This window comes from Martinezella sp. CNPSo 3890 (assembly GCF_057784455.1).
Genome location: NZ_JBXSOR010000009.1, coordinates 119,666 through 146,223 on the forward strand (window position 1 = coordinate 119,666; position 26,558 = coordinate 146,223).

The 26,558-nt window shown below is 60.5% G+C and carries 25 protein-coding genes and 2 pseudogenes; 10 read left to right on the forward strand and 17 right to left on the reverse strand.

From position 1 onward, the window contains the following. Positions 1-75: 75 nt before the first annotated feature. From catA to AC13RC_RS20905, 5 genes and pseudogenes are all read right to left on the reverse strand, one after another. Positions 76-1,014 carry a catechol 1,2-dioxygenase gene (gene catA / locus AC13RC_RS20885; protein WP_488558325.1) on the reverse strand — a complete coding sequence of 313 codons (939 nt, stop codon included), beginning with the start codon at positions 1,012-1,014 and terminating at the stop codon, positions 76-78. Positions 1,015-1,098: 84 nt separating this feature from the next. Next, positions 1,099-1,389, reverse strand: a complete 291-nt coding sequence (gene catC / locus AC13RC_RS20890; protein ID WP_113352191.1) for a muconolactone Delta-isomerase — start codon at positions 1,387-1,389, stop codon at positions 1,099-1,101. A gap of 12 nt (positions 1,390-1,401) precedes the next feature. Continuing rightward, positions 1,402-2,583, reverse strand: a pseudogene (locus AC13RC_RS20895) (muconate/chloromuconate family cycloisomerase). 217 nt (positions 2,584-2,800) lie between these two features. Continuing rightward, on the reverse strand, positions 2,801-3,577 hold the full coding sequence (locus AC13RC_RS20900; RefSeq protein WP_113352189.1) for a cyclase family protein: 777 nt from the start codon (positions 3,575-3,577) through the stop codon (positions 2,801-2,803). 38 nt (positions 3,578-3,615) lie between these two features. After that, positions 3,616-4,602, reverse strand: coding sequence for a fumarylacetoacetate hydrolase family protein (locus tag AC13RC_RS20905; RefSeq protein WP_488558326.1), 987 nt, complete (start codon positions 4,600-4,602; stop codon positions 3,616-3,618). A gap of 94 nt (positions 4,603-4,696) precedes the next feature. Between AC13RC_RS20905 and AC13RC_RS20910 the strand changes: the two genes are divergently transcribed. From AC13RC_RS20910 to AC13RC_RS20935, 6 genes and pseudogenes are all read left to right on the forward strand, one after another. Then, positions 4,697-5,632 (forward strand): ABC transporter substrate-binding protein, encoded by a 936-nt coding sequence (locus tag AC13RC_RS20910; protein ID WP_113390685.1) that lies wholly within the window; start codon positions 4,697-4,699, stop codon positions 5,630-5,632. Continuing rightward, positions 5,629-6,333 (forward strand): GntR family transcriptional regulator, encoded by a 705-nt coding sequence (locus tag AC13RC_RS20915; RefSeq protein WP_113352186.1) that lies wholly within the window; start codon positions 5,629-5,631, stop codon positions 6,331-6,333. The genes AC13RC_RS20910 and AC13RC_RS20915 overlap by 4 nt, the downstream gene beginning before the upstream one ends. 14 nt (positions 6,334-6,347) lie before the next feature. Further along, on the forward strand, positions 6,348-7,151 hold the full coding sequence (locus tag AC13RC_RS20920) for an ABC transporter ATP-binding protein (protein WP_488558327.1): 804 nt from the start codon (positions 6,348-6,350) through the stop codon (positions 7,149-7,151). Beyond that, positions 7,148-7,912: an ABC transporter permease gene (locus AC13RC_RS20925; protein WP_488558328.1), complete on the forward strand. Its 765-nt coding sequence runs from the start codon at positions 7,148-7,150 to the stop codon at positions 7,910-7,912. Before AC13RC_RS20920 ends, AC13RC_RS20925 begins: the two co-directional genes overlap by 4 nt. Beyond that, positions 7,909-8,676, forward strand: coding sequence for an ABC transporter permease (locus AC13RC_RS20930; RefSeq protein WP_488558329.1), 768 nt, complete (start codon positions 7,909-7,911; stop codon positions 8,674-8,676). The genes AC13RC_RS20925 and AC13RC_RS20930 overlap by 4 nt, the downstream gene beginning before the upstream one ends. Before the next feature lie 111 nt (positions 8,677-8,787). Beyond that, a pseudogene (locus tag AC13RC_RS20935) lies at positions 8,788-8,958 on the forward strand (Fic family protein); the annotation flags it as partial. 139 nt (positions 8,959-9,097) lie between these two features. Here the strand turns inward: AC13RC_RS20935 and AC13RC_RS20940 are convergent. From AC13RC_RS20940 to AC13RC_RS20970, 7 genes are all read right to left on the reverse strand, one after another. Next, positions 9,098-10,348 carry an MGH1-like glycoside hydrolase domain-containing protein gene (locus tag AC13RC_RS20940; protein WP_113352182.1) on the reverse strand — a complete coding sequence of 417 codons (1,251 nt, stop codon included), beginning with the start codon at positions 10,346-10,348 and terminating at the stop codon, positions 9,098-9,100. Positions 10,349-10,379: 31 nt separating this feature from the next. Next, the gene (locus tag AC13RC_RS20945) at positions 10,380-11,438 is read right to left on the reverse strand and encodes an ABC transporter ATP-binding protein (RefSeq protein ID WP_113352181.1); all 1,059 of its coding nucleotides are present in this window, start codon (positions 11,436-11,438) and stop codon (positions 10,380-10,382) included. A 13-nt stretch (positions 11,439-11,451) separates the two neighbouring features. Beyond that, positions 11,452-12,309: a carbohydrate ABC transporter permease gene (locus AC13RC_RS20950; RefSeq protein ID WP_113390684.1), complete on the reverse strand. Its 858-nt coding sequence runs from the start codon at positions 12,307-12,309 to the stop codon at positions 11,452-11,454. After that, positions 12,306-13,157: a carbohydrate ABC transporter permease gene (locus AC13RC_RS20955; RefSeq protein ID WP_488558330.1), complete on the reverse strand. Its 852-nt coding sequence runs from the start codon at positions 13,155-13,157 to the stop codon at positions 12,306-12,308. Before AC13RC_RS20955 ends, AC13RC_RS20950 begins: the two co-directional genes overlap by 4 nt. A gap of 71 nt (positions 13,158-13,228) precedes the next feature. Further along, the gene (locus AC13RC_RS20960; RefSeq protein ID WP_488558331.1) at positions 13,229-14,503 is read right to left on the reverse strand and encodes an ABC transporter substrate-binding protein; all 1,275 of its coding nucleotides are present in this window, start codon (positions 14,501-14,503) and stop codon (positions 13,229-13,231) included. Positions 14,504-14,549: 46 nt separating this feature from the next. Beyond that, a complete protein-coding gene (locus AC13RC_RS20965) occupies positions 14,550-15,560 on the reverse strand; it encodes a LacI family DNA-binding transcriptional regulator (RefSeq protein ID WP_488558332.1) in 1,011 nt (336 codons plus the stop codon). A 539-nt stretch (positions 15,561-16,099) separates the two neighbouring features. After that, positions 16,100-16,996 (reverse strand): LysR family transcriptional regulator, encoded by an 897-nt coding sequence (locus tag AC13RC_RS20970; RefSeq protein ID WP_488558333.1) that lies wholly within the window; start codon positions 16,994-16,996, stop codon positions 16,100-16,102. Positions 16,997-17,109: 113 nt separating this feature from the next. Here AC13RC_RS20970 and AC13RC_RS20975 point away from each other — a divergent pair, with 113 nt between their 5' ends. Continuing rightward, positions 17,110-18,420 (forward strand): MFS transporter, encoded by a 1,311-nt coding sequence (locus AC13RC_RS20975; RefSeq protein WP_113352175.1) that lies wholly within the window; start codon positions 17,110-17,112, stop codon positions 18,418-18,420. A gap of 2 nt (positions 18,421-18,422) precedes the next feature. Further along, a complete protein-coding gene (locus AC13RC_RS20980) occupies positions 18,423-19,553 on the forward strand; it encodes a mandelate racemase/muconate lactonizing enzyme family protein (RefSeq protein WP_162751157.1) in 1,131 nt (376 codons plus the stop codon). Positions 19,554-19,700: 147 nt separating this feature from the next. Here AC13RC_RS20980 and AC13RC_RS20985 read toward each other — a convergent pair whose 3' ends face one another. Continuing rightward, complete coding sequence (locus tag AC13RC_RS20985; protein ID WP_113390680.1) at positions 19,701-20,432, reverse strand: GntR family transcriptional regulator; 732 nt, start codon at positions 20,430-20,432, stop codon at positions 19,701-19,703. 245 nt (positions 20,433-20,677) lie between these two features. On the opposite strand from AC13RC_RS20985, the gene AC13RC_RS20990 reads away from it, so the two are divergent. Together AC13RC_RS20990 and AC13RC_RS20995 are read left to right on the forward strand one after the other, a co-directional pair. Beyond that, positions 20,678-21,691 carry an SIS domain-containing protein gene (locus AC13RC_RS20990; protein ID WP_113352172.1) on the forward strand — a complete coding sequence of 338 codons (1,014 nt, stop codon included), beginning with the start codon at positions 20,678-20,680 and terminating at the stop codon, positions 21,689-21,691. A gap of 93 nt (positions 21,692-21,784) precedes the next feature. Further along, complete coding sequence (locus tag AC13RC_RS20995) at positions 21,785-22,612, forward strand: PfkB family carbohydrate kinase (RefSeq protein ID WP_113352171.1); 828 nt, start codon at positions 21,785-21,787, stop codon at positions 22,610-22,612. 33 nt (positions 22,613-22,645) lie between these two features. On the opposite strand, the gene AC13RC_RS21000 is transcribed toward AC13RC_RS20995, so the two are convergent. Genes AC13RC_RS21000 through AC13RC_RS21015 form a run of 4 tightly spaced genes read right to left on the reverse strand, consistent with a single transcriptional unit; the run spans position 22,646 to position 26,556 of the window. After that, a complete protein-coding gene (locus AC13RC_RS21000) occupies positions 22,646-23,398 on the reverse strand; it encodes an amino acid ABC transporter ATP-binding protein (RefSeq protein ID WP_113352170.1) in 753 nt (250 codons plus the stop codon). Continuing rightward, positions 23,398-24,291 (reverse strand): DMT family transporter, encoded by an 894-nt coding sequence (locus AC13RC_RS21005; RefSeq protein WP_113395631.1) that lies wholly within the window; start codon positions 24,289-24,291, stop codon positions 23,398-23,400. Before AC13RC_RS21005 ends, AC13RC_RS21000 begins: the two co-directional genes overlap by 1 nt. Then, positions 24,281-25,252, reverse strand: coding sequence for an amino acid ABC transporter permease (locus AC13RC_RS21010; RefSeq protein WP_113352307.1), 972 nt, complete (start codon positions 25,250-25,252; stop codon positions 24,281-24,283). The genes AC13RC_RS21005 and AC13RC_RS21010 overlap by 11 nt, the downstream gene beginning before the upstream one ends. 23 nt (positions 25,253-25,275) lie before the next feature. Beyond that, positions 25,276-26,556, reverse strand: a complete 1,281-nt coding sequence (locus AC13RC_RS21015) for an NAD(P)/FAD-dependent oxidoreductase (protein ID WP_113352169.1) — start codon at positions 26,554-26,556, stop codon at positions 25,276-25,278. Between the last annotated feature and the right edge of the window lie 2 nt (positions 26,557-26,558).

The following is a 26,558-nucleotide window of genomic DNA, read 5'->3' on the forward strand; positions in this document are numbered from 1 at the left end:
CCTCGGCGCGGCACTAGCAACAATGTCGATGATGAAGAGAGGGGCGGTGGCCGTCCCGGCCACCGCGTCATGCGGTTAGGCTGCCGCGCGCTTGCGCTGCTCGTTGATCTGGTTGTCGACGCCGTTGACGAGGGCTGTCAGATGGAAGTCGAACTTGATTTCGGCATAGGGGCCACTGAGATTATTGGCCTTGATACCGGCCTCGTCGGTGCGTTCGGTGACCTCGGGCACGAGGCCGTCCCTGGTCGCATAGGCAAAGTCGTCATTGACGAGCGGATCGCCGGCGATGTTGATCTGGGTCGTCAGCTTGCGATGGTCGTCGGCGCTGATGAAGAAGTGGATATGAGCTGGGCGCTGGCCGTGGCGGCCGAGTGCCGACAGCAGCTTTTCGGTGGGGCTGCCCGGCGGCACGCCATAGCCATGCGGCACGATGCTCTGGAACTTGTAACAGCCGTTGACGTCGGCGATGATCGTGCGACGCATGTTGAACGGGGCCTGCTTTCCCGTGGGGTCGAAATGCGAATAGAAGCCACGGGTATCACAGTGCCATACCTCGACGCTTGCGCCGGGTAGCGGCTTGCCATCGGCGCCATGGACGGTGCCGTGCATGATGAGCGTGTGGCCGTTGGCATCGGTGCCGTCGTCAAGGCGGGCAAAGCCGTGCGCGACCGGCGCGCCGGCCACATAGAGCGGCCCTTCGATCGTGCGCGGCGTCTCGTTCTTGATGCCGAGCGCGTCGTCGATGGCATCGAGGCGTTCGTCGAGAAAATGGTCCAGCCCGAGGCCGGGCGAGATGAGGCCGGCCTGGCCGGCCGCGCCGAGTTCGTTCAGCCAGGCGATCGCCGTCCAGTATTCGTCGGGTGTGATGCCGAGGTCGTCAATCGCCCTGAACAGATCCGACACCAGCCGGTGGATGACCTGCTTGACGCGCGGATTGCCGCCATCATTGGTCAGGCCGCTGAGCACCTTCAGGAAATCCTGTACGTCAGGCCTGTCAAAAATCCTCACACTCATGTCGTACTCCTCCTCTTTTCCGATCGTTGCGATAGCCGCTTCGAAGACCCTGCGAGCGGCAAGGCCCTCTTGCGGGTCGTCGCCTCAGGTGTCGTCGTCGCGGATCGACGACGGATGCCGCAAAAGCGGCGTGACTTTGATGGTCATGAACTTGAACAGCGGCAATCCACTCAGGATCGCATGCAGCTCTTCATTGTCCTTCACATCGAAAATACTGTGGTTCGCGTATTCGCCGGCAATGCGCCAAATATGCCGCCATTTGCCGCTGCGCTGCAGTTCCTGCGAATAGGCCTTCTCTCTAGCGATAATCTCACCCGCGTCGGTCTGCGGGAGATCCCAGGGGATGTTAACGTCCATTCGCACGAGAAAAAGCATGACCCCTATCCTTTACATAGCGACGCTGACGGTCTTGCGCGGCCCATCGCGCAGGAAGAATTTCACGCGCTCATCGTCGAGCGCGATGCCGAGGCCTGGCCCATTTGGAACGGCGAGCTCGAATTCGCCATAGTCTAGCGGCGTCGCGAGAATTTCCTCGGTCAGCAGCAGCGGCCCGAAGAGTTCCGTTCCCCATTGCAGATTGGCGAAAGTGGAAAAGACGTGAGCGGAAGCGGCGGTCCCAACGACGCCCTCGAGCATGGTGCCACCATAGAGTTCGATGCCGGCTGCATCGGCGATGGACGCGACGCGCTGCGCATTGAAGAGGCCGCCGCTTTGCTCGATCTTGATGGCGAAGACATCCACGCCGTTGGTCTTCGCGAGCTCGAAAGCGGTTTCTGGACCCTGTAGGGATTCATCGGCCATCAGGGCGATGGAAAAGCGGCGCACGAGCCGCGTCAATGCCGCCGCGGAAGCGACTGGCTGTTCGACCAGCTGGCAGCCCGCATCAGCAAGCGCGGCCATGCCGTAGGCCGCTTCGGTTTCGCTCCAGGCCATGTTGACGTCGACGCGAACCGCGCCGCGGTCCCCAAGCGCGCGCTTGATCGCCGCGACATGCGCGATGTCTTCGCTGAGCGTCCTGGCGCCGATCTTCAGCTTGAAAATCCTGTGGCGGCGAAGGTCGAGCATCTTCTCGGCCTCGGCTATGTCGGTGGCCGTATCGCCGGAGGCGAGTGTCCATGCGACTGGCAACCGGTCGCGTACGCGTCCTCCCAGGAGTTCGCTGACCGGCAAGCCGAGACGCTTGCCGTGCGCATCCAGCAGTGCCGTTTCGACGGCGCATTTGGCGAAGCGGTTTTCCTTGATCCTTTTACCGACGCGCGCCATCAGGAGCTGTATACGGGTGGCGTCCTGGCCCATCAGAGCCGGCTAAAAATAGGTATCGATCGCGAGTTTCATACCCTCCGGGCTTTCCCCGCCGTAGGAGAGCCCGCCGATCGTCGTTCCCTCGCCAATGCCAACGATGCCGTCGCTGCAATGGATTTTGACCAGCATCAGGCTCTGACCATGCATCGTCGTGACGGAGAGCCTGTGCGGCCGGATGGTCGGCAGGTCGATCAGCAAGGTTTCCACCCCGTCGATGACCGGGGCTATGGGTGCGTTCTGAGCAATGGGTGCGAAAACCGTGTTCATGACGCAAATGTGCGCCGCGGCCGAAGGATCGTCCAACACTGAATAGGTTTATTATAATACCCTGTAGGTATAATGTGCTTCAACCTGACCGGAATGCAGGCTTTCCGCACTACACAATACCAGACGAGTTTAAAAATAAGCGGTGAGTAGGAGGCGTCGAAAGGGACTTCGTCAACTCCGCTCCTCGTCGGCCGACGAGCACCCAAGCGATCCGGTATCAGTTATCGATAATCGCTACCGCGCGGCACCAGCCGGCGGATGCTCGCTCGATCTTGACGGGGAAGCAGCTGATCGTGAAGCCGGCCGAGGGGAGTTCCTCCAGATTGTGCAGCTTTTCGATATGGCAATAGCCGGTGTGCCGGCCGGCCTTGTGGCCTTCCCAGATCAGCGATGCATCCCCGGTCTCGATATATTTTTTTGCGGTATGCACGAACGGAGCATCCCAGCTCCAGCCGTCCGTGCCGGTGACGCGAACGCCCCGGTCCAGAAGGTACATGGTCGCTTCATAGCCCATGCCGCAGCCGCTTGCGACATAGTCCGGCTGGCCGAACTTGATGCCAGCGGATGTGTTGACGACGACGATTTCCAGGGGCTTCAGCACGTGGCCGATACGCTTCAGCTCGGCTTCGACGTCGGCCGCCGTGGCGACATAACCGTCGGGAAAATGGCGGAAGTCGAGCTTCACCGCCGGCTGGTAGCACCATTCGAGCGGCACCTCGTCGATACGCCAGGCCGGTTCGCCATGGTTCATCGTCGGATGGTAATGCCACGGCGCGTCAAGATGCGTGCCGTTGTGGGTCGAAAGCACCACTTTTTCAACCGCCCAGCCTGCTCCTTCGGGCAGGTCCTCGGCCTTCAACCCTGGAAAGAAGGACAGGATCTGGTCGAGGCTTTGGACGTGGTCGATATAGCTCACGGACGGAATCTGGATCGGCGGGTCGGCCGGGATGTCGTTGGCAATCGGGACTGAAAGGTCGATGATACGGTGCGCCATTGTTTCCTCCCAAGGCGATGCGTTCGCGCAATATGGCGTCAGGCGAATTGCCGGACGACCTTGTTCTTCAAGATGCCGATCTTCTCGATCTCCAACTCGACGATGTCGCCGTCCTCCAGGAAGTGGCCGGTTTCCAGGCCGCATCCGTTGCCGATCGTGCCCGAGCCGATAAATTCGCCAGCATGGACGGTTTCGTCCTGCGACATATGCGCCAGGATCTGCTCGAAGCTGAAGAGCATGCCAGCCGTCGTGCTTTCGCAACGGACCTCGCCGTTCACTCGGACGGCAGCCTTCAGCGAATAGGGATCGGGTATCTCGTCCCGGGTCACGATCCAAGGACCGAGAACGTTGGCGCCGTCGAAGCTTTTGCCCTTGGCCGGGCCGAGCCAGCCCGGCATTTCCTTGCCCTGCTGGTCGCGCGCCGAAAAGTCGTTGAAGATCGTGTAACCGAAGATGTGGTCTCGGGCGTCTTCGACGCTGATATTGGCGGCGGTCTTGCCCACGACGATGCCGTATTCGAGCTCGTAGTCCATCACCCTGGAATAACGGGGCCATGCCACCGTGGCGCCGGGGCCGCCCACGATCAGCCGGTTTGTGATGTAGTAGATCGGCAATTGACGATAGATATCCGCAAGCGGCGCAAGCGGTTCGGCGTCTATGGCCGCAATGGCCTCGCTGTCGCCCGCGGCCATCAAACGCCGCATGCCTCGGCTCGACTGCCGTATATGGGTTTCGTAGCTCATGCCGTCGCGCATCTGACGCGGTTCGGGAAGCGGCGCCAGCAATTCGGCCGAACCGACCGGCAGCCCGAGCGCGGCGTTGTCGCCGTGTTCGGCAAACAGGCGCCGGGCTTCCTCAAGCGCGCCATCGCCGCCGTCGATCAGCGCCAGCATGGAAGAAAAGCTTCGCGCATTGTCGCTGTGAAGCTCGGCCGCGTGTGTCAAGTCGAACAGGCGCGTATCGCCTTCATGCACGATTCCGACACGTGGGGAACCGTCCGCGTTTCGAAAAGTCGCCAGTTTCATCAGTCTCCTCCGACTTGCGATCATATATATTTTGTGACTATATCGATATTTGATATCATCCCGATTGGGAAGCGGGATTTTGGGAGGAATTTAAATGACGGTTTTCGCGAGGGCCGCGTTCGGAGCGGCACTGGTACTTGCTGCGTGGGCAGACAATGCTACGGCGCAGACGAAGGTCAATATCGGCTGCACGGCGACGACGGATTGCGCATCCGCCGCGGTGGCGCTGCAGGAGGGCATCTTCAAGAAGAACGGTCTGGACGTCAGTCTGACGCTGATAGGGCTGAATTCCAACATTCCCGCGGCCCTGCTCTCGGACTCGATCCAGATCGGGGGGCCGACGCCGTCCGTCTTCTTGCAGGCCATCGATGGCGGGCTCGATCTCGTCGCGGTGGCGGGAGCCAGTTCCACCGCCAACAGTACCTATGACTCGGCAGGGGTGATCGCCGCGCCGGCAAGCGGGATCAGCGGCCCGAAAGATTTCGTTGGCAAGAAGGTGGGTGCACCCGGTATAGGGGCCTTCCTCCAGGTCCTTTTCTCCAAGTGGCTGATCGATAACGGCGTCGATCCCAAGCAGGTGAATTTCGTCGAGGTCACCTTTCCGACGATGAGCGATGCACTGAAATCCGGAGCCGTGGATGCCGTGGTCGGGGCCGAGCCGTTCATGTCGCGCATTCTGGCGAGCGGCACAGGCAAGATCGCGGGCTATTTCCTCGAAAAGCTGCCGGAGCGCCGACCGCAGATCCTTTATGCGTCCACTCGTGTCTGGGCGGATGCGAATCCGGATGCCTTGAAGGCGTTCCGGGCCTCCATCCAGGAAGGCGCGAAGATCGTCAACGAGTATCCCGACAAGGGCCGGAAAGCCATCGCCAATTTCACGAAGATTTCGATGGACGTGCTTTCGAAGATGAAGCTTTCTGTTGCGGATCCAGGGATCGATCAGGAACAACTTGATTGGTGGGTCAGCACCATGAGCGAGCAGAATATGCTGCAGGGAAAGCCGGATACGGCGACACTTATCCAGAAATGATCGAAGCTAAAATCAATCCACTGTTCGGGGAGGCTGCGACGGCCTCCGATACCTTGAGCGAGCGCGCCGCGGCGGTTGTCGAGCACGATATTCTGTCGGGCATCTGGCCGCCCGGGGAACGCCTCGGTATTCAGGCCCTCTCCGAGCGTTACGGCATCGGTGCCACGCCGCTCAGGGAAGGTCTGTCTCGTCTTGTCTCGAGAGGATTGATTTCGGCCGTCGGCCAAAAAGGTTTCCGGGTCGCCGGTGTTTCGAAAGCCGATCTTGCCGACATCACGCTCGTGCGAACCCTGACTGAGCTGGAAGCCCTGCGGCTTTCAATGCAGCAGGGAGGCGATGAATGGGAGGCGGGCATCCTGTCGGCTCTCCACCGTCTCGTCCGGTCCGTCGAACGCGATCCTGAGACGATGCGGGAAGGAACTCCGGAGTTCGACCGCCTGCACAAAGCCTTCCATCGGGCGTTGCTCGAAGCCTGCGGCTCGGAGCGCCTGCTGCGAATACACGATGATCTGTATTACCAGGCTTATCGCTACCGACGGGTGATGATGAGTCGCCTTGCGCCGCATCACGATGCTTTCCTGGAAGCCCACAAGGCGCTTGCCGATGTCGTTCTGGCGCGGCGGTTCGACAAGGCCGAGGCCGAGCTCGCCAGCCATCTCGCCCAAACCCTCGATGTCGTCTACGGCCGAACAGAAACATAAGGGGAAACATGAACATGGCCGTGACAGCCAATCCAACGGCGATAAGCAGAGATGCCGTGCAGTCGGTGATAAGCTTCGACGGGGTGAGCCTTGCCTATGGCGGCCGGGTCATCATCTCCGAATTGAGCCTCGACGTCCGCCGCGGCGAAATCGTCTGCATCATTGGGCCTTCGGGCTGCGGCAAGACCACGGCGCTTCGCATGGCCGGGGGCCTCGTGCGTCCGAGCGCCGGCACGGTGAGGCTGCTCGGCGCCCCGCTGACCGCCCCACGGCAGGACGTGGCGATCGTCTTTCAAGACTACGCCAAGGCGCTACTCCCCTGGCGCACGGCGGCCGCGAATATCTCGCTGGCGCTTGAGGCGGCCGGCGTACCGCGTGGCGAGCGGCAGGCCCGCATCGGGCCACTTCTCACCAAGGTTGGGCTTGCGGGACACGAAGATAAATATCCTGGGGAGATGTCGGGTGGCATGCAGCAGCGCATTCAGATTGCCCGCTGTCTGGCCCAGGAGCCGGCCGTGTTGCTGATGGACGAACCGTTCGGAGCTCTCGACGCCATGACCCGACAGGGCCTGCAGGACGAGATGCTCTCGCTGGTGGCGGAAACAGGGACGACCGTCTTCTTCGTGACCCATGACCTGGAGGAGGCGGTCTATCTCGGCGACCGGGTCATTGGCCTCATGCCTAATCCCGGCCGCATCGGCATCGACCAGCCGGTAGATCTGCCCCGCCCGCGCAATCAACTCGAGACCCGCGAAATGCCCGAATTCCTGCGGCTTCGGCGCGCGCTGTTCGATTTCATTGAGAAGGCGGAACCATGAGCGCTAGCCGATGGAAAGGTTTCGTTGTGCCGGGAGCGCTGCTGATTGCGGCGGAAATCGCCATGCGGACCCGTGAATCGGATTCTCTGTCGCTTGCTGCACCGAGCGACATCGCTGCTGCTCTAGTCCGGATCCTGGTTGACGGATCACTGCTGGCTGCAACGCGTGATACGCTGGTGACCGCAGGTGTCGGCCTGTTTCTCGGCGGAGTGATCGGTTTGATACTCGGCATGCTGTTTGGTCTGGTCGAGACGGTGGATCGTCTGATGGAGGTGACTGTGGAAGCGGTGCGCCCGATTCCGTCGGTCGCGGTTCTGCCGATCGCCATGCTGCTGTTTGGCTTCGGTTATCGCATGGAGATCGCCATTGTCGCCTTCTCCTGCCTTTGGCCGATCATGATCCTGACTCGCTCGGCAATGGGTGGCATCGAGCCGCGACTGATGGAAGTCGCGCGAGCACTTAGGCTGTCGACCTGGAGCCAGATGCGAAAGATCGTGCTGCCCGCAGCGCTGCCGCGCATCATGGTCGCATTTCGTTTGGCGGCGGCGATTGCGCTTGTCGTGTCCGTCACAGTCGAAATCGCCGTCAATCCAATCGGACTGGGCTACGGCATCCTGATCGCGCAGCAGGCCCTGCAGCCAGCCATTATGCTCGCATATCTGGTCTGGATCGGTATCGTGGGATGGGGGCTGAACGGTCTGTTGTCGCTGGTGCAGAACAAATTTTTTGGTCGCATCGGACGAGTGGAGGCCGTTACATGAAGGCCTGGCGCGTGCTCTGGCTCGGATTGAGCTTTCTGATCGCCGTTCTCCTCGTCTGGGCATGGCAGATGCTGGCGGAATATAAACTGGTCAGCCCCGTTTTCCTGCCCGGGCCGGATCGCGCCTGGGGCGCTTTGATGAAAGGCTTCATGACCGGCGATCTCGGGAGAAAGCTGCTCTCGACAATGGGGCGGATGTTCTGGGGATGGCTGATCGCCTCCTTGCTCGGCATTATTCTAGGCGCCGCCATCGGCACCTCTCCGCGCCTGCGCGTCTATCTTTCGCCGGTGCTGGAGTTCCTTCGCCCGCTGCCGGCCTCCGCGACGATTCCCGTGGCCATCGCGATACTCGGCCTGTCGGACGGCATGGTGCTTGCCGTGATCGCCTTCGGCGCGCTTTGGCCGGTGCTCCTTGCCACCGTGCATGGTTTTTCGGGGGTTGAACCGCGCCTCTATGAGGTCGGGCGAGCGCTAAAACTTTCGCGAGTGGCCGTGATCGGCAAGATTGCATTGCCATCGGCGAGCCCGGATATTCTCGCTGGTATGCGCCTCGGGCTCACGGTGGCCCTCATCCTGTCAATCGTATGTGAGATGATTGCAGGTCGGGATGGACTCGGTAACTGGATTCTGCTCGCCGCACGCTCGTTTCGTGCCCCGGACCTCTATGCTGGCGTGATCCTGCTCGGTGTGCTGGGATATCTGACCGCGGTTGCGATTGGACTTGTCGAGGCCCGATTGCTTAACTGGCGACGGCGCACGAAATAACTCCAAGCAACAGACGTTGAATCTGCTCACGCGCGGCCACGACGGCACTGCTTTTGCAACCTCCGGCGAGCAACCTATCGCTACGGTTCGGAGGTTGGCCAACGGCGCTGTGTCGCAACGCCAGGCCTATTCGGACCCACAGCTAAAGCGGCGCTGGCAGACTTGGAGCGCTTCGACATCATCAAGGAAATAACGGGTCGCAAGCGCGGGAGAGTCTTCAGCTATGGCCGGTACCTCGCAATTCTGAGTGAGGGCGCCGATCCGTCGTCCCCGGCCGCGTGAAAAAACAGAATATTTATAGGTCGCTGGGTCGAATCCGTTCAGCTGCAAACAGTACCGGAGATTGCGATTGCTTCTGGCCAAATCTATTAAGCTGATGCATGACCTGAGATTGATGCGCGCGCGCGACTGGTACCTAAATTTATGACGCCACAAGCCACATATACGCTGCCGCCGTCCAGGAGAAGCCAAGGCCGCCGCAGCCTTCACCAGTGACCGGGTCGAAATATTCAGCAAAACCCTCCGCCTCGATCGCCGAGATGGTCGACTTGCGCAGCTTCTCGGCATCATCTACGCGGCCATTGCGCTTCAGGCCGTCGATCAGCAGCCAGTTGATGATCGCCCAGGCCGGGCCGCGCCAGTACCGTTTCGGCTCCCAGCTGTCGATGCCGGGCTTTACTGTCGGGAAGGCGACTTTCATCCCCTTGGACCAAGCCTTCATTTCATCGGCGAGAGCGCCGACGACTGCCTTGTCGAGATCGAGCGACAGAAGCGGGATGAAGCCCGCCTGTGTCGGCGCCACGATATCCTGGCCAGAAACGAGATCGCGGGATACGAAACGCGACAGATCGGGTCGCCACTGGGCGAGGATCGCGTTACGAGTTTTTTCATTGAGCGCGGCGATCTCGGACGCGTCTTCCATGCGGCCGAATTCGTGGGCAAGTGCAGCAAGGTCTTCGCCGGCCTTGAGCAGGATCGCGGTGGTCTGGATCTCGGCGACCTTGAAAGATGCCTTCGCCCACTGTCTAGCTGGCTCCCAGGCGCAGGCGGCATAGGTATCAACCAGGTGGATGAAGCGCTGATAGTCCTCGTTGCGGGGACGCATCAAAGCGTTCACGTGGCCGGTATCCTTGCGCACGACCGGCGTGTCGGTGGTGGTGGGAACGCGGGCGAGCGCGACGTCCCATGCGGGAGAATTGTCGCTGCCACTTTCCCAGGGATGGAGCAGGGCAACGAGGCCTGTTCCTTGCGGGTCGCGGGCCGCATACCACCAGCGCTGCCATTTCAGGGCCGCCTCGTAGAGCGGCAGGGTGCGGGTCTTGTCACCGGTGGCTTGGTGCAGCTTGCGCAGCGCGATGGCGAAAACCGGCGGCTGGGTGATGCCGGAGGTGGGGATCGTGTGGTGGGTGCGCCAGACGTTCGGGCCTGGAAAATAGGTATCGCTCGCCTGGTGGAAGACGATATGCGGGATCATGCCGTCCGCCCACTGGCCCTCGACCAGCCGCTCCAGTTCGCGATAGGCGCGGTCCGTATCGTAGAGCGCGAAGCCCATGGCGACGAAGGCGGAATCCCAGTTCCATTGGAAGGGATAGAGCCGGTCCGTCGGCACCGTATAGCCGCCGCGGTCATTGGCGACGAGAATGCGCTTGGCTTGATCGATATGCAGGTTCATGTGGGTACTCCGGTATTGGGGAGGGACGCCCCTAGGCCGTCACGGGCGGAAAGGATTGGCCGCTTTCGGCGGAAAGCCAGGTGATGCGCTTGCGATCGAGCTTCAGGCCGATCGTATCGCCGCTCCTGACGGTTTCGGAGGCAGGCAGGATGACGCGGACGGGCTGATCGTGGATCGAGCCGGTCAGGAGCAGGTGCGAGCCCATCGGTTCGGCGACCCGCACTTTCATTTCAAGGCCCTCGGGCAGGCCCGCGAGCTCGACCGCCTCGCCGCGCAGGCCGAGGATGATCTCCTTGCCGGCTTCCCGCGGTGTATTCAGTTGCTCGATCCCGGCAGCGACCTGGCCGTTCAGGACGGGGACCTTGATGAAGTTCATCGGCGGATTGCCGATGAACCCGCCGACGAAGCGCGTTGCGGGATGATTGTAAACATCGACCGGCGAGCCGACCTGCTCTACGATCCCTCCGTGCATGACGGCGATGCGATCGGAAAGGCCCATCGCCTCCGTCTGGTCGTGCGTGACGTAGATCGTCGTCGTGCCGGCCGACTGCAGCACCGTCTTGAGTTCGGTGCGCATTTCGAGGCGAAGCAGCGCATCGAGGTTGGAGAGCGGTTCGTCCATGAGGAGTACCTTGGGCTCGACGGCAAGCGCGCGGGCAACGGCGACGCGCTGGCGCTGGCCGCCCGAAAGCTTGTTCGGGTAACGGTCGAGATATTGCTCGATATGCAGCAGGCCGGCGGCCTTTTCGACTTGCGCCTTGACGCGTGCCTCGTCCGCCTTCTGCATGCGCAACCCGAAGGCGACGTTTTCATAGACCGTCATATGCGGGAAGACCGCGTAGTTTTGGAAGACCATCGCGAGGCCGCGGTCCTTGGGAGCGAGCCCGAGGACCGACTTGTCGCCGATGCGGACATCGCCGCCGGATGCGGTTTCGAGACCGGCGATGATGCGCAGGAGCGTGGTCTTGCCGCAGCCGGACGGGCCGAGAAGCGAGACGAATTCACCGTCGTTGATCGCCAGCGAGACCTCTTTCAGGGCCTGGAATGTTCCGAAACTCTTGCGGACACGGTCGATGACAATATTGGCCATGGAGTTGGTCCCGTTATTTGGAGGAAATGCCCCAGATCGCGAAAAGGTAGCGCCTGACCGCGAAGATGAAGACAACAGAGGGAAGGATGAGCATCAGGCCGCCGGCGAAGCGGTAATGCATCGGGCTTTCGGAAAGCACCGTCAGCAGATAGGCGGTCAGCGTGCGATTGCGCACCGTCAGCACCGAGGCGGCGAAGACTTCGTTCCACGAAATGACGAACGCGAAGACCGCCGTCGCGACGATCCCCGGCAAGGCGAGCGGCGCCACGACCTTGAAAAAGGCCTGGATGCGGGTGCAGCCGAAAACCCATGCGACTTCTTCCAGCTCCTTCGGGACGCCGAGGAAAATGCCCTGGGTCACTAGAGCCGCGAAGGGGAGCGCCAGGACCGTATGGATCAGGCCGACGCCGACGATCGTATCGTAAAGGCCGAGCCGGATGAAGGAGACGGTGAGCGGCAGCGCCAGGATCGCCAGCGGGAAGGCGCGCGTCAGCAGAACCAGCAGCCGGTAGCTGTCCTTGCCCGGAAAATTGTATCGGGCGAGCGCATAACCGGCAGGTGCCCCGAGCAGGATGGAGAGCGCTACCGTGATGCCCGCGGCGCCCAGCGAATTGAGGAACGAGCGGACGACCCCTTCCGTCTGCAGGAAGAGCATGAAGGGTTCGAGCGAGATACCGGTCGGCAGGCCGGTCTTCGGCCAAATGTAAACGCCCTGTCGTCCGCCGAGCGCGCCTAGCGCCACGAGATAGATCGGCACCAGAACCCAGGCGCAAAGCGCGCCGATACCGCTCCAGAGCAACCAGCGGCGCGATGAAACGAAGCTTGCGGGATTGGCTGTTGCTGCTTCGGAACCGATGGCTTGTGTACTCATGGCAGGCGCTCCGGATCGACCTTGAAGGCCTTGAGATAGACGAGGGTTGCGGCGAGCGAGATGACCATGATCAGAACCGCATAGGCGGCCGCGACGCTGTAATTCTGGTTCTGGTTCTGCCAGTTGTAGGCTTCGCCCACGAGGACCGGGAAATTACGGCCGCCCAGTGCGTATACGACTGCGAAGACCTCGAAGGCGAGCACGGTGCGCAGGATGAGGGCCGATTGCAGCGCCGGGCGGATCAATGGCAGGGTTATTTTCCAGAAGCGCGTCCATGGACCAGCCCCGAAAATTTCGGCGGCCTCCTTGAACTCCTTCGGCACCTGGTTGAGGCCGGCGACGATGATGACCATGACGATCGCCGTGCCGCGCCAGATCTCCGCCACCGCGATGGCGACGAAAAGCGCGACTGGCGTCTGATAGGAGAGCCAACTCGCCTGCCGGCTGATCACGCCGAGGCTGAAGAGCAGCGAGTTGAAATAACCGGTATTCTGCAGGATCGACAGCCAGACGAGGCCGGCGGCGAGATCCGAAATGCCGAGCGGAATCGTCCAGATCCAAAGGATCGTCTCCCGCCCGCGACCGATCTTGGCGACCATCGTACCCATGGCTAGCGCGATGGCGATCTGGACCGGTACGACCACGATCGTCAGCAGGAAGGTGTTGCGCACCGATTGGATGAAATTGATGTCCGCTACCATGCGCTGCATGTTTGCAAGCGACGGCGCGCCGTCATCCGAGACCGCCAGCCAGATCGTCTGCACAAGTGGCACGATGAAAAGCAGGCCGAGGAAAACGACGGATGGCAGGATCAGCAGATAGGGGATCCAGGGTCGGTTTTGGCTCATAGGCTCCCGCCTCGAAAAGCAGGGTTGCGGAAAGAATGACCGGGCATTCGCGCCCAGGCACCCAGGGAGGATTATTGAACCGGGCAGGGGCCGTCACTCTTGGCGTCCGGTGCCCAGCAGGGAGCCTTGGTATCCGTCATCAGCTTGGCCATGACGGCACCTTGCTTGGTGAGCACGTCGCCGATGGGCTGGTTCTGCAGCACGATCAGCTGGAAGCTGTCCATGTAGACCTTGTTAAACTCGCCGCCCTTGTCGGCGAGGCCGACTGGGAGAAGCGAGATCACCGCATCCTTGGCGGCCTGGGTCTTGGTGACTGCACCAGCGAGAAGTGCGACGCCCTGATCGAGATCCGGCGGCAGCTGGACGTTCAGCGTCGGGAAGAAGCCGACCTTGGACGCGGTGAGCAGCTGGATCTTCTCAGTCGTCAGTGTTTCGATGATCTTCATCGCGCCCGCCGCATCCGGGGCGCCCTTCGGGATCGAAAGGCCGGCGAGAACGGGCATGTATCCGCGCCCCTTGGGGCCGGCCGGAGGCGGGAATACGACATAGTCGTCCGGCGAGGCGGAAATGGCATTCTTCAGTCGGGCGACATGGTCCCAGGCGACCATGACTTCACCGGCGGCCAGCGGCTCCTGCATGAAGTCGTAATTGGTCGAGTTGGGGTTTACATAGGCCCAGAGCGACTTGAGTTTCTCCCAGCCTGCCACGGCATCGGCGTTCTTGAAGGTGCGTACTACGCCGCCGGTGAAGGACGGATAGAAATAACCCTGGAAGTAACGTGCCATCAGGCCCTTGGGACCGGCCGGGAAGCCGATCTGCGGCTGGCCAGTCGCCTGCTGCATGTTCTTGCCCCACTCGATCAGCTGATCGTAGGTGATGGCGTTGATATCGGCGCCCTTTGGCAGGTATTGCAGGGCTTCCTTCTTGGCGGCCATGACATAGGTCGCCTGCATCCACGGAATGTATTGCTGGGTGGATTTGCCGAGCTTGCCGAGGTCGAGGAGCGATTGCGGCATGCCGCCGGCAGCGAGCGTCTTAGCGAGATTATCAAGGGGTTCGAGCTGATCCTTGTCGGCAAGTGGCGAAAGCTCACCGTGCAGCGCGCCGATCAGGCTGACGGTGTGCTTGCCGGCCTTGGCCTCCGCTTCCATGCGTACGGCGAACTGCGGCGGTTCCTCGACCACATAATCCACCTTGCCGGCATCCTTCAGCAGGTCCTGCCGCACGACGGTTGCCTCCTCGATCGGGCGAAGCTGGGTGGATACGAAAACCGTCTGGGCAAGCACCGGCGAAGCAAAGGCCAGCACAGTGGAAGCCAGAATTCCGAATGACGTGATGCATTTCATGTTCTCTCCTCCTTCATTGTTTTTATCTGTGATGCACTGTGTCGGATCATGCCGCCTTCATTTGACGGCGATGACTGTCGCGATCAATGAATTCGATCGCGTGAAGCTCCTGCAGTTCCTCCGCGGGCTCGCCGGCGATCGCCCGCAACAGCAGCGAGGCGAAGCTCGCGCCGAGGTTTTCGCCGGTCATGCGCATGGTCGAGAGGGAAGGGCTGGTGAAAGCGCCCGTCGGCAGGTCGTCGTGACCGACAATGCTGATCGCGTCGCCGCCGTCGATCTCGCGTAGCGCCCTCAGCGCTCCGATCGCCATTTCGTCCGTGGAGCAAACGAGCGCAGTGGGACGCGAAGGCTGCCGTAGCAATTCCAGTGCGGCGAGATAACCGCCCTGTTCCGTGGGCGCGCCTTCGGCGCAGAGATCGGCATTCAGACCTGCCTCATCCATCGCGGCCTTCCAGCCCGTGCGGCGCGCATGCGCGAAGTAATATTCCTGAGGCCCGGCAACATGGCCGATGCGGCGGTGGCCGGCGGCCTGAAAGCGGACCGTTGCCGCGTGGAACCCGGCAAAGCCGTCGCCGTCGATATAGGGATGCGGCACGAGGCTTTCGGTGCGGCCGTTGGTGACGAAGGGAATGCCACGCGACTGGAGAAATTCGACGCGTTCATCCCGTCGCCTGGTGCGGACGAGAAGCATGGCGTCGACGCGGCGGCCATCAACGAACCGACGGCAGATGTCGAGTTCGCTCTCACCGCGTGGCACGGGTGCGATGACGAGATTGAGGCCAGCACTTGCAAGATGTTCAGCACAGTTGGAGAGCATGTCGAGGAAATGCGGCGGACCGATATGGCCGGGGTCGCTCGGCAGCGTGACGGCAACCAGTTCCGCGCGTTGTTTTCTGAGCCTGCGCGCCGATGCGTTGGGACGGTAACCAGCTATGTCCGCGGCCTCTCTGACCCGCTTGCGGGTCGCGGCAGAGACATCGTCATAACCATCGAGTGCACGGGAAACCGTGGTGATCGACAGTCCGAGCGACTGCGCGAGCTGCTTGAGATTGGCCAAGATCATCCTCCAAAACAGCAAGAAAGATTCTCCAAAACGTTTTGGGAGTCAAGTCAAAACGTTTTGGGTCCATCGATGGGCAAGCTAAGGTGAACACCTGCCGCCTCCCGATGCGCATGTTTCAGATCCCGTTCGCGATCTGACACCAGCCATGTGATCTCATCTATGGAGATCGCGGCTTTTGCATAAGGCCGCGCCGCCTGCTGACAGATCGTCATGCTGGTCGATGCTTTGAAGAAACGCCCTTGGAACAATGGTCAATCCGAAGGGCGGATCAAGCGCCTCGAGATGCCGAAGCGAGCAATGGACGGCCGCGCGGCCCAGACTGATGAGAGAGAATGCTGCCGATGAATCACGGAAATCGAGGATGAGCCCCGAGAAGTTACTCGGCTCAGTTCCGCGTTGAAACCGACAGCGTGAGTTCTTGGATCTCGGACCCGCCATGCTTCTGTCCCGACGTTTTGCTGCAGGACCGAAAGCAAACTGGACCCGACGGAGGAGCAGCGATCGAATAACAGGCGCGAGACCCGGACACTATTTCAGACGGAAAGATATCTTATCTCGCGCAGCACGCGCTGTGTCGTCCTTTCGAAAGCGAATATCTTGGCATCGATTATATCCGCTCGAAACCCGATGAAGAGCCTTCCGTTCTCGATATCCGGCGTGCAGGAAAGGGATTGGACCGTTCCGGCCGCCACATAGCGGTTGGCAATGGACGTAGGTAGAATGCCGACGCCAAGAGCCGCGGCAACCAGCTCGCCAATGACCGCGACGCTGTTGCAAATAATAATGCGCTCCGGTTTCAAGCCTTCAAGTGCAAACCAATGCGTCACCTGCCGGTACATCGCGGATGGTGGCGGGTTCGAAATGATCGGCCTGTCGGCCAGCACCTTGGGTGTGATCTCGCCCGGCAGGTGCCACGCCCTCGGAGCGACCCATTGTGTCGGCTGAGGTCCGAGCGGCCGCAGATCGAGCTTCTCGTCGCCCAGCGGATTCAACAGCACCGCCACGTCCAGCCGGTTGTCGATCAGCATCCCCTCCAAGAGCGTACTGGTCGTGACCGTCCACTCGGGCTCCAAGGCAGGATGATCGCCGGACAATCCGGCAAGCAATGGTGCGAGGCAGGTGACGGCGAAACCTTCCGCAAGACCTACGCGCAGTGGACCGACAACCTTCGGATCGAACTCCCGCTCCTTGATGCCCCGCATCTCGGCCATGATGGTTGCCGCGCGTGGCAGCAGGTCGCGTCCCTGCGCCGTGATTTCCAGCCCTCGGCTTCCCCTGTGAAACAAGTCGCTCGCGAGCGTCGTGCTCAGCTCCTTGAGTCTCAGGGATACCGTGGGTTGGGAAACGTGAAGCTGGTCCGCCGCCTTCTGGACCGATCCCAGCTGGGCTGTCCAATAGAAGGCCTCAATCTGGGCAAAGGTGATCCGCATTATTTGAAAAACCTATATGACGAGCTCAGAATAACAAATTTGCTCAGGAAAATAAATGATTATATGAAAATATCTCGACGGCATGTGAAGGGCCGCTGGGGAGGAGCAAGATCATGACTGAGCGTTCGGATATCATTCTCAAGGTAAGGAGGAGGGTCATTCCGATCCTGCTGCTTTGCTATTTCGCGGCCTTTCTCGACCGCGTGAATATCGGCTTTGCGGCACTGACCATGAACGCCGATCTCGGCTTCAGCGCATCCGCTTTCGGCTTTGGCGCGGGAATATTCTTCCTCGGGTATGTTCTTTGCGAGCTACCGAGCAACCTCATGCTTGCAAAGGTGGGGGCGCGGCTTTGGATTGCGCGCATATTGATCACTTGGGGCATTCTTTCGGCGCTCACCGCATTCGTCTGGTCGCCCGCCAGCTTCTATGTGGTCCGGGTACTTCTCGGTGCCGCGGAAGCCGGTTTCTTTCCGGGCATCATCTTCTACATTACGCTTTGGTTTCCGAGAGCATATCGTGGCTCGACCTTCGCGCTCTTCAATGTCGCCGTTCCTTTGGCCTCGGTAATCGGTGCGCCGCTATCCGGATTGATTTTGCAGGGGTTCGACGGCGTGGCAGGCCTCCATGGCTGGCAGTGGATGTTCCTCATCGAGGGGTTGCCCGCATTCATCATGGGCTTCGTGGTCCTCTTCGCCTTGCCGGAATTACCTGAAACGGCGCGGTTTCTCACCCACGATGAACGGGGCTGGCTCGTCGACGCCCTGCGAAGCGATCGGCAGATGCAGGAAGCATCCGGACGTTTTTCCGCCGTGCAGGCGCTCTTCGATCCCAAGGTATTGTTGATGTGTCTGATTGCCGTCGGGCTGGTCATGGGCACGACCGGCATTGCCATCTGGATGCCGCAGTTCATCAAGCAATTCGGCCTCTCCAATCTGCAGACCAGCTTTATGGCTGCTATTCCATCTGCTTTCATGGCAGTTGCAATGATCGTGGTGGGCCGGAGTTCGGATCGCAGGCACGAGCGCGTCTGGCATACCGCCGGGCCATTTATGGTAAGTGCTCTCGGATTTCTGATCGCTGCCTTCTCGGGCAATCCGGTTGTTTCGGTGGTGGGCCTGACCCTGGGGGCGGCCGGAATTGGCGGCGCGTCGCCGACTATCTGGACATTCCCATCGACGCTGTTGACGGGCACCGCCGCCGCTGCTGGAATCGCACTCATCAACTCGGTCGGCAGTACCGGCGGTTTCTTTGGGCCCTCGATTATCGGTTGGGTTCGCGACGCGACGGGCGGCTTTCAGGGAGCACTCATATTCCTGGCGATCGTCATGGCGATCACCGCCAGTCTCATCCTCATTCTCGGCAGAAGCATGCGAGAGCTCCTTTCCCCGCTCGGTCGGGGCCAGACTCCGACAAAGGCATGATCATGAAAATCGACGAAATACGCCTCTATCATCTAGTCGCCATGTTGCCGGAGCCAATCGGCAACGCGCTGGTCTCCTTTGCGAAGCGGGAAACCTTGCTGGTGGAAGTCGCGGCCGGTGACCTGACGGGCTGGGGGGAGGCGTGGCTCGCGCCCAGAACCGCGGCTGCCGCCATCGAGTTTCAGCTCGCGGGGCGGATACTCGGGCAGGATCCCTCCCACATATTGTCGGTGTGGCGAAATTTGCGGCAGGCCGTCGAGGGAGAAACCGCCGCACCTGCCATCGCCGCCCTGGATATGGCGCTGCACGATCTGACCGCGCGCGCCTACAAGATTCCGGTGTCCACGCTCATTGGCGGCGCCCGGCGTCAACGGGTGACGGCCTATGCAAGCGGGCCGTTTTTCAAGCCTGGCGGACATCCTTACCGCGACTTTGAGCGGGAGATCGATGGATATCTCGAGGCGGGCTTTCGGGCCATCAAGCTGAGAAGCGGATACACGGTTGAAGAAGATGCCAAGACGGTCCTCGCCTCTCGACGGCAAATCGGCGCTGATCGCGATCTGATGGTCGACTTCAATCAGTCCTGCTCGGCCCGGCGCGCCATGCGAACCGCCGATCTCATGAAAGATGCCGAACTGCTGTGGATCGAAGAGCCGACTAAGCCGACGGATATCGGCGGTTATCATGCTTTCGCTGCTCATGCCGCAACCGCGCTTGCTGGCGGAGAGACATTCACCAATGCATCGGCGTTCCTCCCGTTCCTAATGGGCGGATGCCTGGATATCCTGCAACCCGATATAGCGATCTGCGGCGGGCTGACCGGGGTCTCACAGGTAGGCCTACTCGCCGACCTTTACGATCGACCGCTTATACCGCATGTCTGGGGAAGCATCGTCAATTTGCATGCCGCCCTGCACTTTGTTTCGACATTGCCGGAACATAGAGGCGGTGGGCAAGCGCATTTTCCCTATCTGGAATTCGACGTCGGTCCCAATCCCTTGCTCGATCTTGCGCAAAGACCTGTCCTGAATGTCGATGGAACGATCAGCGTGCCGGACCTGCCAGGCCTTGGCGTGAATCTCAAGGCGGAAGACTTGCAACCCTATACCGCCGAATTCAGGAGGATCGCCTGATCGGGCATCACGACGCCGGCTATGCTTGCCGCCTACAAGTTCACGCTTAGCGAAGTCGCCAACCTCTCCGAAGGTTTCGATCCGCTTCATTGGGGTGCCGTTTGACTATCCTTTGATTGAGCGCATTAGCGGCCTTAAGATAGCGCGCTATTTCCGGACCAAGCTGAAGGTGAAGTGGCTGCCGCGATGATAGTCGACGGCGTAGATCACGGGAACTCCGACATCATTAAAGCAGGTTTCAGTAATGAGGAGGGCAGGGCCGAAATCCTTGAGATCGTGGCGCTCAGCCACCTGTTGGGGAAGCATGACGGCGCTAACGGACGCGGACGACATTCGGGGGCGGTGCCGGTATTGCTCCAGCAGAGACAGTAGCGATCCGCTCCAGTCGATATCGTATAGCCGAGCGGGAACGATACGACGTGGTACGAAGTCAAGGCAATACATGATCGGATTATCGTTCTCGAGGCGTACCCGCTCCAGACGGATGACCGTCTCCTTATCGTCCAGCCGCAAATGCTTGGCGACCGTCGCATCGGGAATTTCTTCGGAGATGGAAAGCACCTTGTTCACGGTCTTATAGCCGTAGGCGAGCGTCATGTCGGTGACGCTTTCGAAGACCGTGATCGGGCGATCGACGTGGACGGCCGACATTGCGGAGACAAAACGGCCGCGGCCATGCTCGACATAGATATCGCCCTCCTGCTCGAGCAATTTCAATGCCTCGCGCAGGGCGGGTCGGGAAACGTTGAAGCGCTGCGTCAGCTGGGCTTCGGTTGGCAATTTTTCGCCGGGCCTTAGTCCCTCGCTTTGAATGAGGTCAGCGATACGGTCGCGAAGCTGGATCACGATGGTGCGCGTATCGCGAATAGACTCGTCCAATTCATCCCTCTCACAACAATTTCATCACATCCACCGTCTTGTCTGACAAATATCGCTTGGTCAAGGCTTTCATGCAAGGTCGAAGGCTTCTCCAACTCTGCCAGTGCACGCGTAGGCACCAATGATCGCATGATCAACGTCTTGACAGTTAGACTCGATGATGTCAGTTGTCTTACAACTTTGCTGGATCGGCGAAGCTACACCCCAAAGCGCGTCCATGCGACGTCATCAACCGAGAGACACTCATGCTGAATTTTGATGAAGAGCGGTTCCTGCGTATTCAGTCCGGCGCTTTGGCGCTGGCCCAGCGCCTCGACCACGTGATTGGTACCTGCCTCGCCGCGGGTGCGCAGAATGTATTTTTCCTCGGAACTGGCGGCGCCGCCATTCTCATGCAGCCGGCGGCCCAATTGCTGCAGCGCAATTCGTCCTTCCCAACCTTCATCGATCTGACGGCTGAGCTTTATATTTCCTCCTCTGTCAACCTGACTGCAAGATCCATCGTCGTCATGCCTTCGCTTTCCGGGACGACAAAAGAGAGCGTCGCCATGCTCTCCAAGCTCAAGGAGATCGGCGCCACCGTGCTGACGCTGGTCGGGCATGAGGAAACGCCTCTCGGCAAAGGCGGCGACCATGTCTTCGTCAACTTCGCCGAGGATGATACGTCCTGCGAATCCTTCTATCTGCAGTCACTTATTATCGCTCTGTCGATCATGAAGCATCGAGGTGAAATCTCCAACTATGACAGCATAGTCAGGGAACTGACGACACTCCCCAAACTTCTGCTGGAGGTGAAGCGCGATTTCGAGGCTAAGGCCCAAGCCTATGCGACGGCGTTCGCATCGTCTGATTATCACATCATCACAGGCGCCGGAAATGTCTGGCCGGAGGCCTTCTACTACGGCATGTGCATCCTTGAAGAAATGCAGTGGATCCGCACGCGCCCGGTCCACGCGTCCGATTTCTTCCACGGCACGCTGGAGTTGGTCGACAAGGACGTCAGCGTTATCCTGTTTAAGGGCGAGGACGCCTTCCGGCCAGTGGCCGAGCGCGTTCAGAACTTCGCCCCGAACTACACGGAAAGGCTCAGCGTGCTGGATACGGCGGAATTCACGTTGTCGGGGATATCAGAGGAGGTCCGCGCGCTGATTTCGCCGGTGCTGCTTGCAACCGTGCTGGAACGCATCAGCGCGCATCTCGAGATCATGCGCAATCATCCGCTGACCACCCGTCGGTACTATAAGCGGGTTGCCTATTGAGCCACCCGTCGAAACAAGCAGCCTAGCCGCGGACGCTGAAGGCGCTCGCGGCTGCAAGCGTCATTAACAGCTGGTTTTTCCGCGGGGGGACGAATGCCGCCTTTTCGATTTGCGACCGTCGGTGACAATTGTATCGATCGCTTTCTGCCGCCGGTGGCCCAGTCGCTCGTCGGCGGAAACGCCGTGAATGTCGCGGTTCAACTCGCCCGGCTCGGTCACTCGGCCACCTATTTTGGGGCGGTAGGCGATGACCTGGACGGTGTCCGGACAAAACACATACTCAAGGAGAATGGCGTTAAAACCGATCATGTTCGTCTCCGTCCCGGCGTGACCGCCTATACGGACATCGAGCAGACCGCTGTTGGTGACCGGATCATGGTCTTTGAAGAGTTCGGCGTCTGCGCGGGCTATCGACCGAGCGAGAGCGAGGTTGCTATTCTGAAGGATGTCGATCACGTCCATCTCGGCTGGATGGATGACGGCGGCGCCTTGCGTCGCCGGCTCGCCGCTGATGGCGTGAGCGTGTCCCAGGACATTTCCGTCAATGCAAGTCCTGAAAATCTGGGCGTCGCGGGACTGACAGTCGCTTTTGCTTCCGCCGGCGCTCGTGGTGACAAGGCCGAAGCTATGCTGTGGCATATGATCAGGGGCGGCGCGATCTGTGCCGTCGTTACGTGCGGCGCCGACGGGGCGATTGCCTCGCGCGGATCGGAGAGGGCCGAGATCGGCATTTCCAAGGTTCAAGTCATCGATACGACAGGGGCAGGAGACAGCTTCATTGCTGGCTTCCTTGCGTCTTTCATTGCTTCGATGCCGCTGTCGGCCTGCATGGCGGCCGGCCGCGACATGGCCGCGATCACCTGCACCCATGTCGGCGGCTTTCCTCAGGCGCCGATGCCGCTCAGGTCCGCGGCGCGATAACTCGCGCCGCGAAAGTGGCGGCCGGCCCTGCCTTCAATGCAGGATCTGGCTTAGGAAGAGTTTGCTGCGCTCGTTCCGAGGATTGTCGAAGAACTCCGCCGGCGTCGCTTCCTCGACGATCGCGCCGCGATCCATGAAGATGACGCGGTCGGCGACCTGGCGCGCGAAGCCCATTTCATGGGTGACGCAGATCATCGTCATACCGGTATCGGCAAGCGATACCATCGTATCGAGAACTTCCTTGACCATTTCAGGATCGAGCGCCGAGGTTGGCTCGTCAAAAAGCATGACCTTCGGCTGCATGCAGAGCGCGCGGGCGATCGCGACGCGCTGTTGCTGGCCGCCGGAAAGCTGGGCAGGAAACTTGTCGGCGTGCTCGGGAATGCGAACCCGTTCGAGATAATGCCTCGCGATTTCGATTGCTTTGTACCTGTCCATCTTACGCACCCAGACGGGCGCAAGAATGCAGTTTTGCAAAACAGTGAGATGTGGGAAGAGATTGAAATGCTGGAAGACCATTCCAACCTCGCGACGGATCTCGTCTATGTTCTTCTCGTTTTCCGAAAGCTCGGTGCCGCGCACGGCGATCCGGCCCTCCTGGTGCGCTTCGAGCCGGTTGATGCAGCGGATAAGCGTCGATTTTCCCGAACCGGACGGGCCGCATATGACCACGCGCTCGCCTTTGCGGATCGAAAGATTGATATCGTCCAGCGCATGGTAGTGACCATACCATTTATGTACGCCTGACAGTTCGATTTCCGGCTGTTCGATGCGGGGCTGTGACATCAATTTATCTCCCTGGATGACTTGAGAACGAGCCAGCCCGACAGGATGATGATAACCCCGCCGGCGATCGTATAGGTTTCAATCGGATTGCCGAACAGCATCACGCCATAAAGGCAGCCCCAGATGATCTGACTGTATTGAAAAGGGGCGAGAACCGAGGCATCGCCACTGCGAAAGGCGCGCACGAGAAATGCATGTCCGGCGTAGAGCAGTGTGCCCGCCAGCCCGGCATACGCCAAGGTGGGCAACGCGACGCGGCCGAAGCCGCCCGTCGCCATGGTGACGCCAAATGCGCCGCAGCCAAGCATGAAGAGAAGGGCGGCGACCAAGGCATCGTCGCTTTCTTCTGCCTCGATGACGCGCAACAGAATGAGCGAGGCGGCGAACAGGGGCGCCGAGCCAATCGCCGCGGCGTGGCCGAAGTTCAGCATCACGCCAGCGGGCCTGAGCGCGACGGCCACGCCGGCAAAACCAAGCAGCACACCCAACTGACCGGTCCAGGACAGCCGCTCTCCCAAAAGGATATAGGCGAGAACGGCAACGAGAACCGGTGTCAGGAACGCTAGGACATAGGCTTGCGCGAGCGGAAGCATCGCGAAAGCATAATGGATGAGGAGCGTATCGCCGGCGAGTAGCAAGGCGCGCAGAAGCGCAAGCCGCGGCCGTTTCGGCACCAGTCCGCTGAGCGTGCCGTTCGAGGCCGCGCGTCCAATGACGAGCGCAAATGCCGCGCAGGTGGTCATGAATGTCACCTGTGGCACCCGCACATCCGCACTCATCAGTTTCACCAGCGCATCGCAGCCGGAAAAGACGCCGAAGGCGGCCAGGACGCCGCCGATAGCGGGCAGATTGGCGCTGGCCCTGAGGGTCGGCGGATGAAGGCTATCGGGCATTGAAGCGGCCAAATCGCTCTTCGATGCGAGCCTGAAGGAATTCCAGCGCCATGGAGAGAATCCAGTAGATCATCGAAGCGGTGATAAGCATTTCGATGTGGCGGAACTCCGTTTGACCCTGGGTGCGGGCAAGATACATGATCTCCCAGACGCCGACGACCGAGACGAGCGAGGAATCCTTCAGCATGGCGATGAATTGATTGCCCGTTGGCGGGATGATGACGCGCATCGCTTGCGGAAGGATTACCAGGAACATGGTCTGGTTCGGGCTGAGCCCCAGAGCTGTCGCGCCTTCGGATTGACCGCGCGGAATGCTCTGGATACCGGCGCGAAAGATTTCCGTCATGTAGGCACCGTAGCACAGGGAAAGCGCCAAGATGCCCGCCGGTATGGCGCTGATGACGTAACCGACCTGAGGCAGGCCGAGATAGATGATATAGATCTGCATCAGGAGCGGCAGACCGCGAAAGAGCGAAGTGTAGAACGTCGCAAGGCCGTAGATGACGCCGTTTCGCGACAATTTCGCGATGGCGCCCGCCAACGCGATCACGGTGGCGATGATGATCGATATGGCGGATATGTAGAGTGTCGTCACCACACCCTGTGAGATGAGGAACCCGATCTTTTTGGCAATGAAGGTATAGGAAAGATCGAAGGTATAAAAGAAGAGCAGCAGGAGCGCGAGGAGCTCGATCCACACACCCACGATCTGCTGACCGCGCGGCAACAATCTCAGAAGCTTGATGTTGACGGCGATGATAAGGGAGATCAGCACGGCGGAGACGAGCCGGCTTGCCTGGGGACTGTCCGTCAGCCAGCCAACCGTCATCGGCACCAGCTTGCCAATCCAGGCCGAACTGATGCCAAGCGCGTATAAAACAGCGGTCATCAGCGTCAGCAGGAGCAGCAGCCCGGTTCGTCGTGCCGCGTCCGGGTAGTTCAAGATCAATCTTCCAAGCATCATCGTTCCCCTTGATGATCTTTCTAGGCGGCTCTTTCGCGCCACCAGTCCTGTGCCTGCAGCTTCCAATAGGTGAGTTGTGCCGCCGCGAGTCCGGCAATCCCGCCGGCCCAGACGAGACCGAAGGGCTGAAACAGGCGGTAACGATCGGATTGACCCAGAATCCCCTCCGCCACGATCTTGCCACCAATCGCGGTCGTATTGAGACCGTGGCCACCAAACGCGGTACAATGCCAGACACCCGGCATCATCTCGCCAATTTGTGGCATGAGGTGACGGGCGTAGGACATTAGCCCTGACCAGGCGAGCTCGGTCTTGAGTTCGGAGAGTTGCGGGTAAGTCCCAGTCATTTCGCGACGCAATTCGCGGGCGAGCGCTACCGGCGAGGCGGCGCGCGTGGTGATGCGCCCGCCCCAGAGAAGACGCCTGCCGTCTTCCACGACGCGATAATAGTCCCCGGCGCGGCGGTTGTCGCCGATCGCGCAGCGTGTCGTGATCGCTTGGGCGATCAGATCGGGATTTTCCTCGGAGATCATCACATAGGTGGCGATCGGCAGGAAAGAGCGCTTGAGCTTGCCAACCAACTGGCCGGTATAACCGCCCGTCGTCAGCACGACCCGGCGCGCCTTCACATGGCCACGCGCCGTCCGCACGATCTTCTGGGCGCCCGCGAGCTGGCAACCGGTCGCCGCGGAACTTTCATATATGCGCCCGCCGAGGCGCTCGAATTCGCGGGCTATCGCTCGCAGATAATTCAGCGGATGGATGTGGAAGGACTTCTTGCTGTGGAGGGCCTGAAAATAGCGATTGGATTTCAAAATGGCGCGAAGCTGATCGCGGTCCATAAATTCGAGATCGCTGCCGAAATCGCGGTTCATGTCTTCGGCATAGCGCTTGAGGCCGTCACCGCCGTCATATCGCAGCGCGCTGATGATGCCCGGCGTCAGCTTAGCGTCGGCAATATCGAGATCGCGGATGGTATCGCGAACGAAGTCGACGCCCTCGATGGAAAGGCGGTGAATGGCCTTTGCGGTTTCGGTGCCGGTGACGCGGGCGATCGCCGCGCTGTCGGTGGCAAACCCCGCGCTGACGAAGCCGCCATTCCGGCCGGAAGCGCCAAAGCCGACGGATTCGGCCTCCAGCACGACGACGTTGAGATTGGCGCGCGCGAGTTGCAAGGCCGTCGTCAATCCGGCAAGGCCGCCGCCGATGATCACCGTGTCGCATTCGACCGGGCCACTCAGCGCGGGCCGCGCGGCAGTCTCACTCATCGTTCGGCGATAATAGGTGTCGGGATACGACATGG

Bases quoted from the DNA above. Each gene is read 5' to 3' on its own strand.
- AC13RC_RS20955 (WP_488558330.1), bottom strand. From the start codon at position 13,157: ATGAGCCAAAACCGACCCTGGATCCCCTATCTGCTGATCCTGCCATCC.
- AC13RC_RS20990 (WP_113352172.1), top strand. From the start codon at position 20,678: ATGCTGAATTTTGATGAAGAGCGGTTCCTGCGTATTCAGTCCGGCGCT.
- AC13RC_RS20945 (WP_113352181.1), bottom strand. From the start codon at position 11,438: ATGGCCAATATTGTCATCGACCGTGTCCGCAAGAGTTTCGGAACATTC.
- AC13RC_RS20910 (WP_113390685.1), top strand. From the start codon at position 4,697: ATGACGGTTTTCGCGAGGGCCGCGTTCGGAGCGGCACTGGTACTTGCT.
- AC13RC_RS21015 (WP_113352169.1), bottom strand. From the start codon at position 26,556: ATGTCGTATCCCGACACCTATTATCGCCGAACGATGAGTGAGACTGCC.
- AC13RC_RS20960 (WP_488558331.1), bottom strand. From the start codon at position 14,503: ATGAAATGCATCACGTCATTCGGAATTCTGGCTTCCACTGTGCTGGCC.
- AC13RC_RS20970 (WP_488558333.1), bottom strand. From the start codon at position 16,996: ATGCGGATCACCTTTGCCCAGATTGAGGCCTTCTATTGGACAGCCCAG.
- catA (WP_488558325.1), bottom strand. From the start codon at position 1,014: ATGAGTGTGAGGATTTTTGACAGGCCTGACGTACAGGATTTCCTGAAG.
- catC (WP_113352191.1), bottom strand. From the start codon at position 1,389: ATGCTTTTTCTCGTGCGAATGGACGTTAACATCCCCTGGGATCTCCCG.
- AC13RC_RS20905 (WP_488558326.1), bottom strand. From the start codon at position 4,602: ATGAAACTGGCGACTTTTCGAAACGCGGACGGTTCCCCACGTGTCGGA.
- AC13RC_RS21000 (WP_113352170.1), bottom strand. From the start codon at position 23,398: ATGTCACAGCCCCGCATCGAACAGCCGGAAATCGAACTGTCAGGCGTA.
- AC13RC_RS20975 (WP_113352175.1), top strand. From the start codon at position 17,110: ATGACTGAGCGTTCGGATATCATTCTCAAGGTAAGGAGGAGGGTCATT.
- AC13RC_RS21010 (WP_113352307.1), bottom strand. From the start codon at position 25,252: ATGCTTGGAAGATTGATCTTGAACTACCCGGACGCGGCACGACGAACC.
- AC13RC_RS20915 (WP_113352186.1), top strand. From the start codon at position 5,629: ATGATCGAAGCTAAAATCAATCCACTGTTCGGGGAGGCTGCGACGGCC.
- AC13RC_RS20940 (WP_113352182.1), bottom strand. From the start codon at position 10,348: ATGAACCTGCATATCGATCAAGCCAAGCGCATTCTCGTCGCCAATGAC.
- AC13RC_RS20930 (WP_488558329.1), top strand. From the start codon at position 7,909: ATGAAGGCCTGGCGCGTGCTCTGGCTCGGATTGAGCTTTCTGATCGCC.
- AC13RC_RS20950 (WP_113390684.1), bottom strand. From the start codon at position 12,309: ATGAGTACACAAGCCATCGGTTCCGAAGCAGCAACAGCCAATCCCGCA.
- AC13RC_RS20900 (WP_113352189.1), bottom strand. From the start codon at position 3,577: ATGGCGCACCGTATCATCGACCTTTCAGTCCCGATTGCCAACGACATC.
- AC13RC_RS20980 (WP_162751157.1), top strand. From the start codon at position 18,423: ATGAAAATCGACGAAATACGCCTCTATCATCTAGTCGCCATGTTGCCG.
- AC13RC_RS20925 (WP_488558328.1), top strand. From the start codon at position 7,148: ATGAGCGCTAGCCGATGGAAAGGTTTCGTTGTGCCGGGAGCGCTGCTG.
- AC13RC_RS20920 (WP_488558327.1), top strand. From the start codon at position 6,348: ATGGCCGTGACAGCCAATCCAACGGCGATAAGCAGAGATGCCGTGCAG.
- AC13RC_RS20995 (WP_113352171.1), top strand. From the start codon at position 21,785: ATGCCGCCTTTTCGATTTGCGACCGTCGGTGACAATTGTATCGATCGC.
- AC13RC_RS21005 (WP_113395631.1), bottom strand. From the start codon at position 24,291: ATGCCCGATAGCCTTCATCCGCCGACCCTCAGGGCCAGCGCCAATCTG.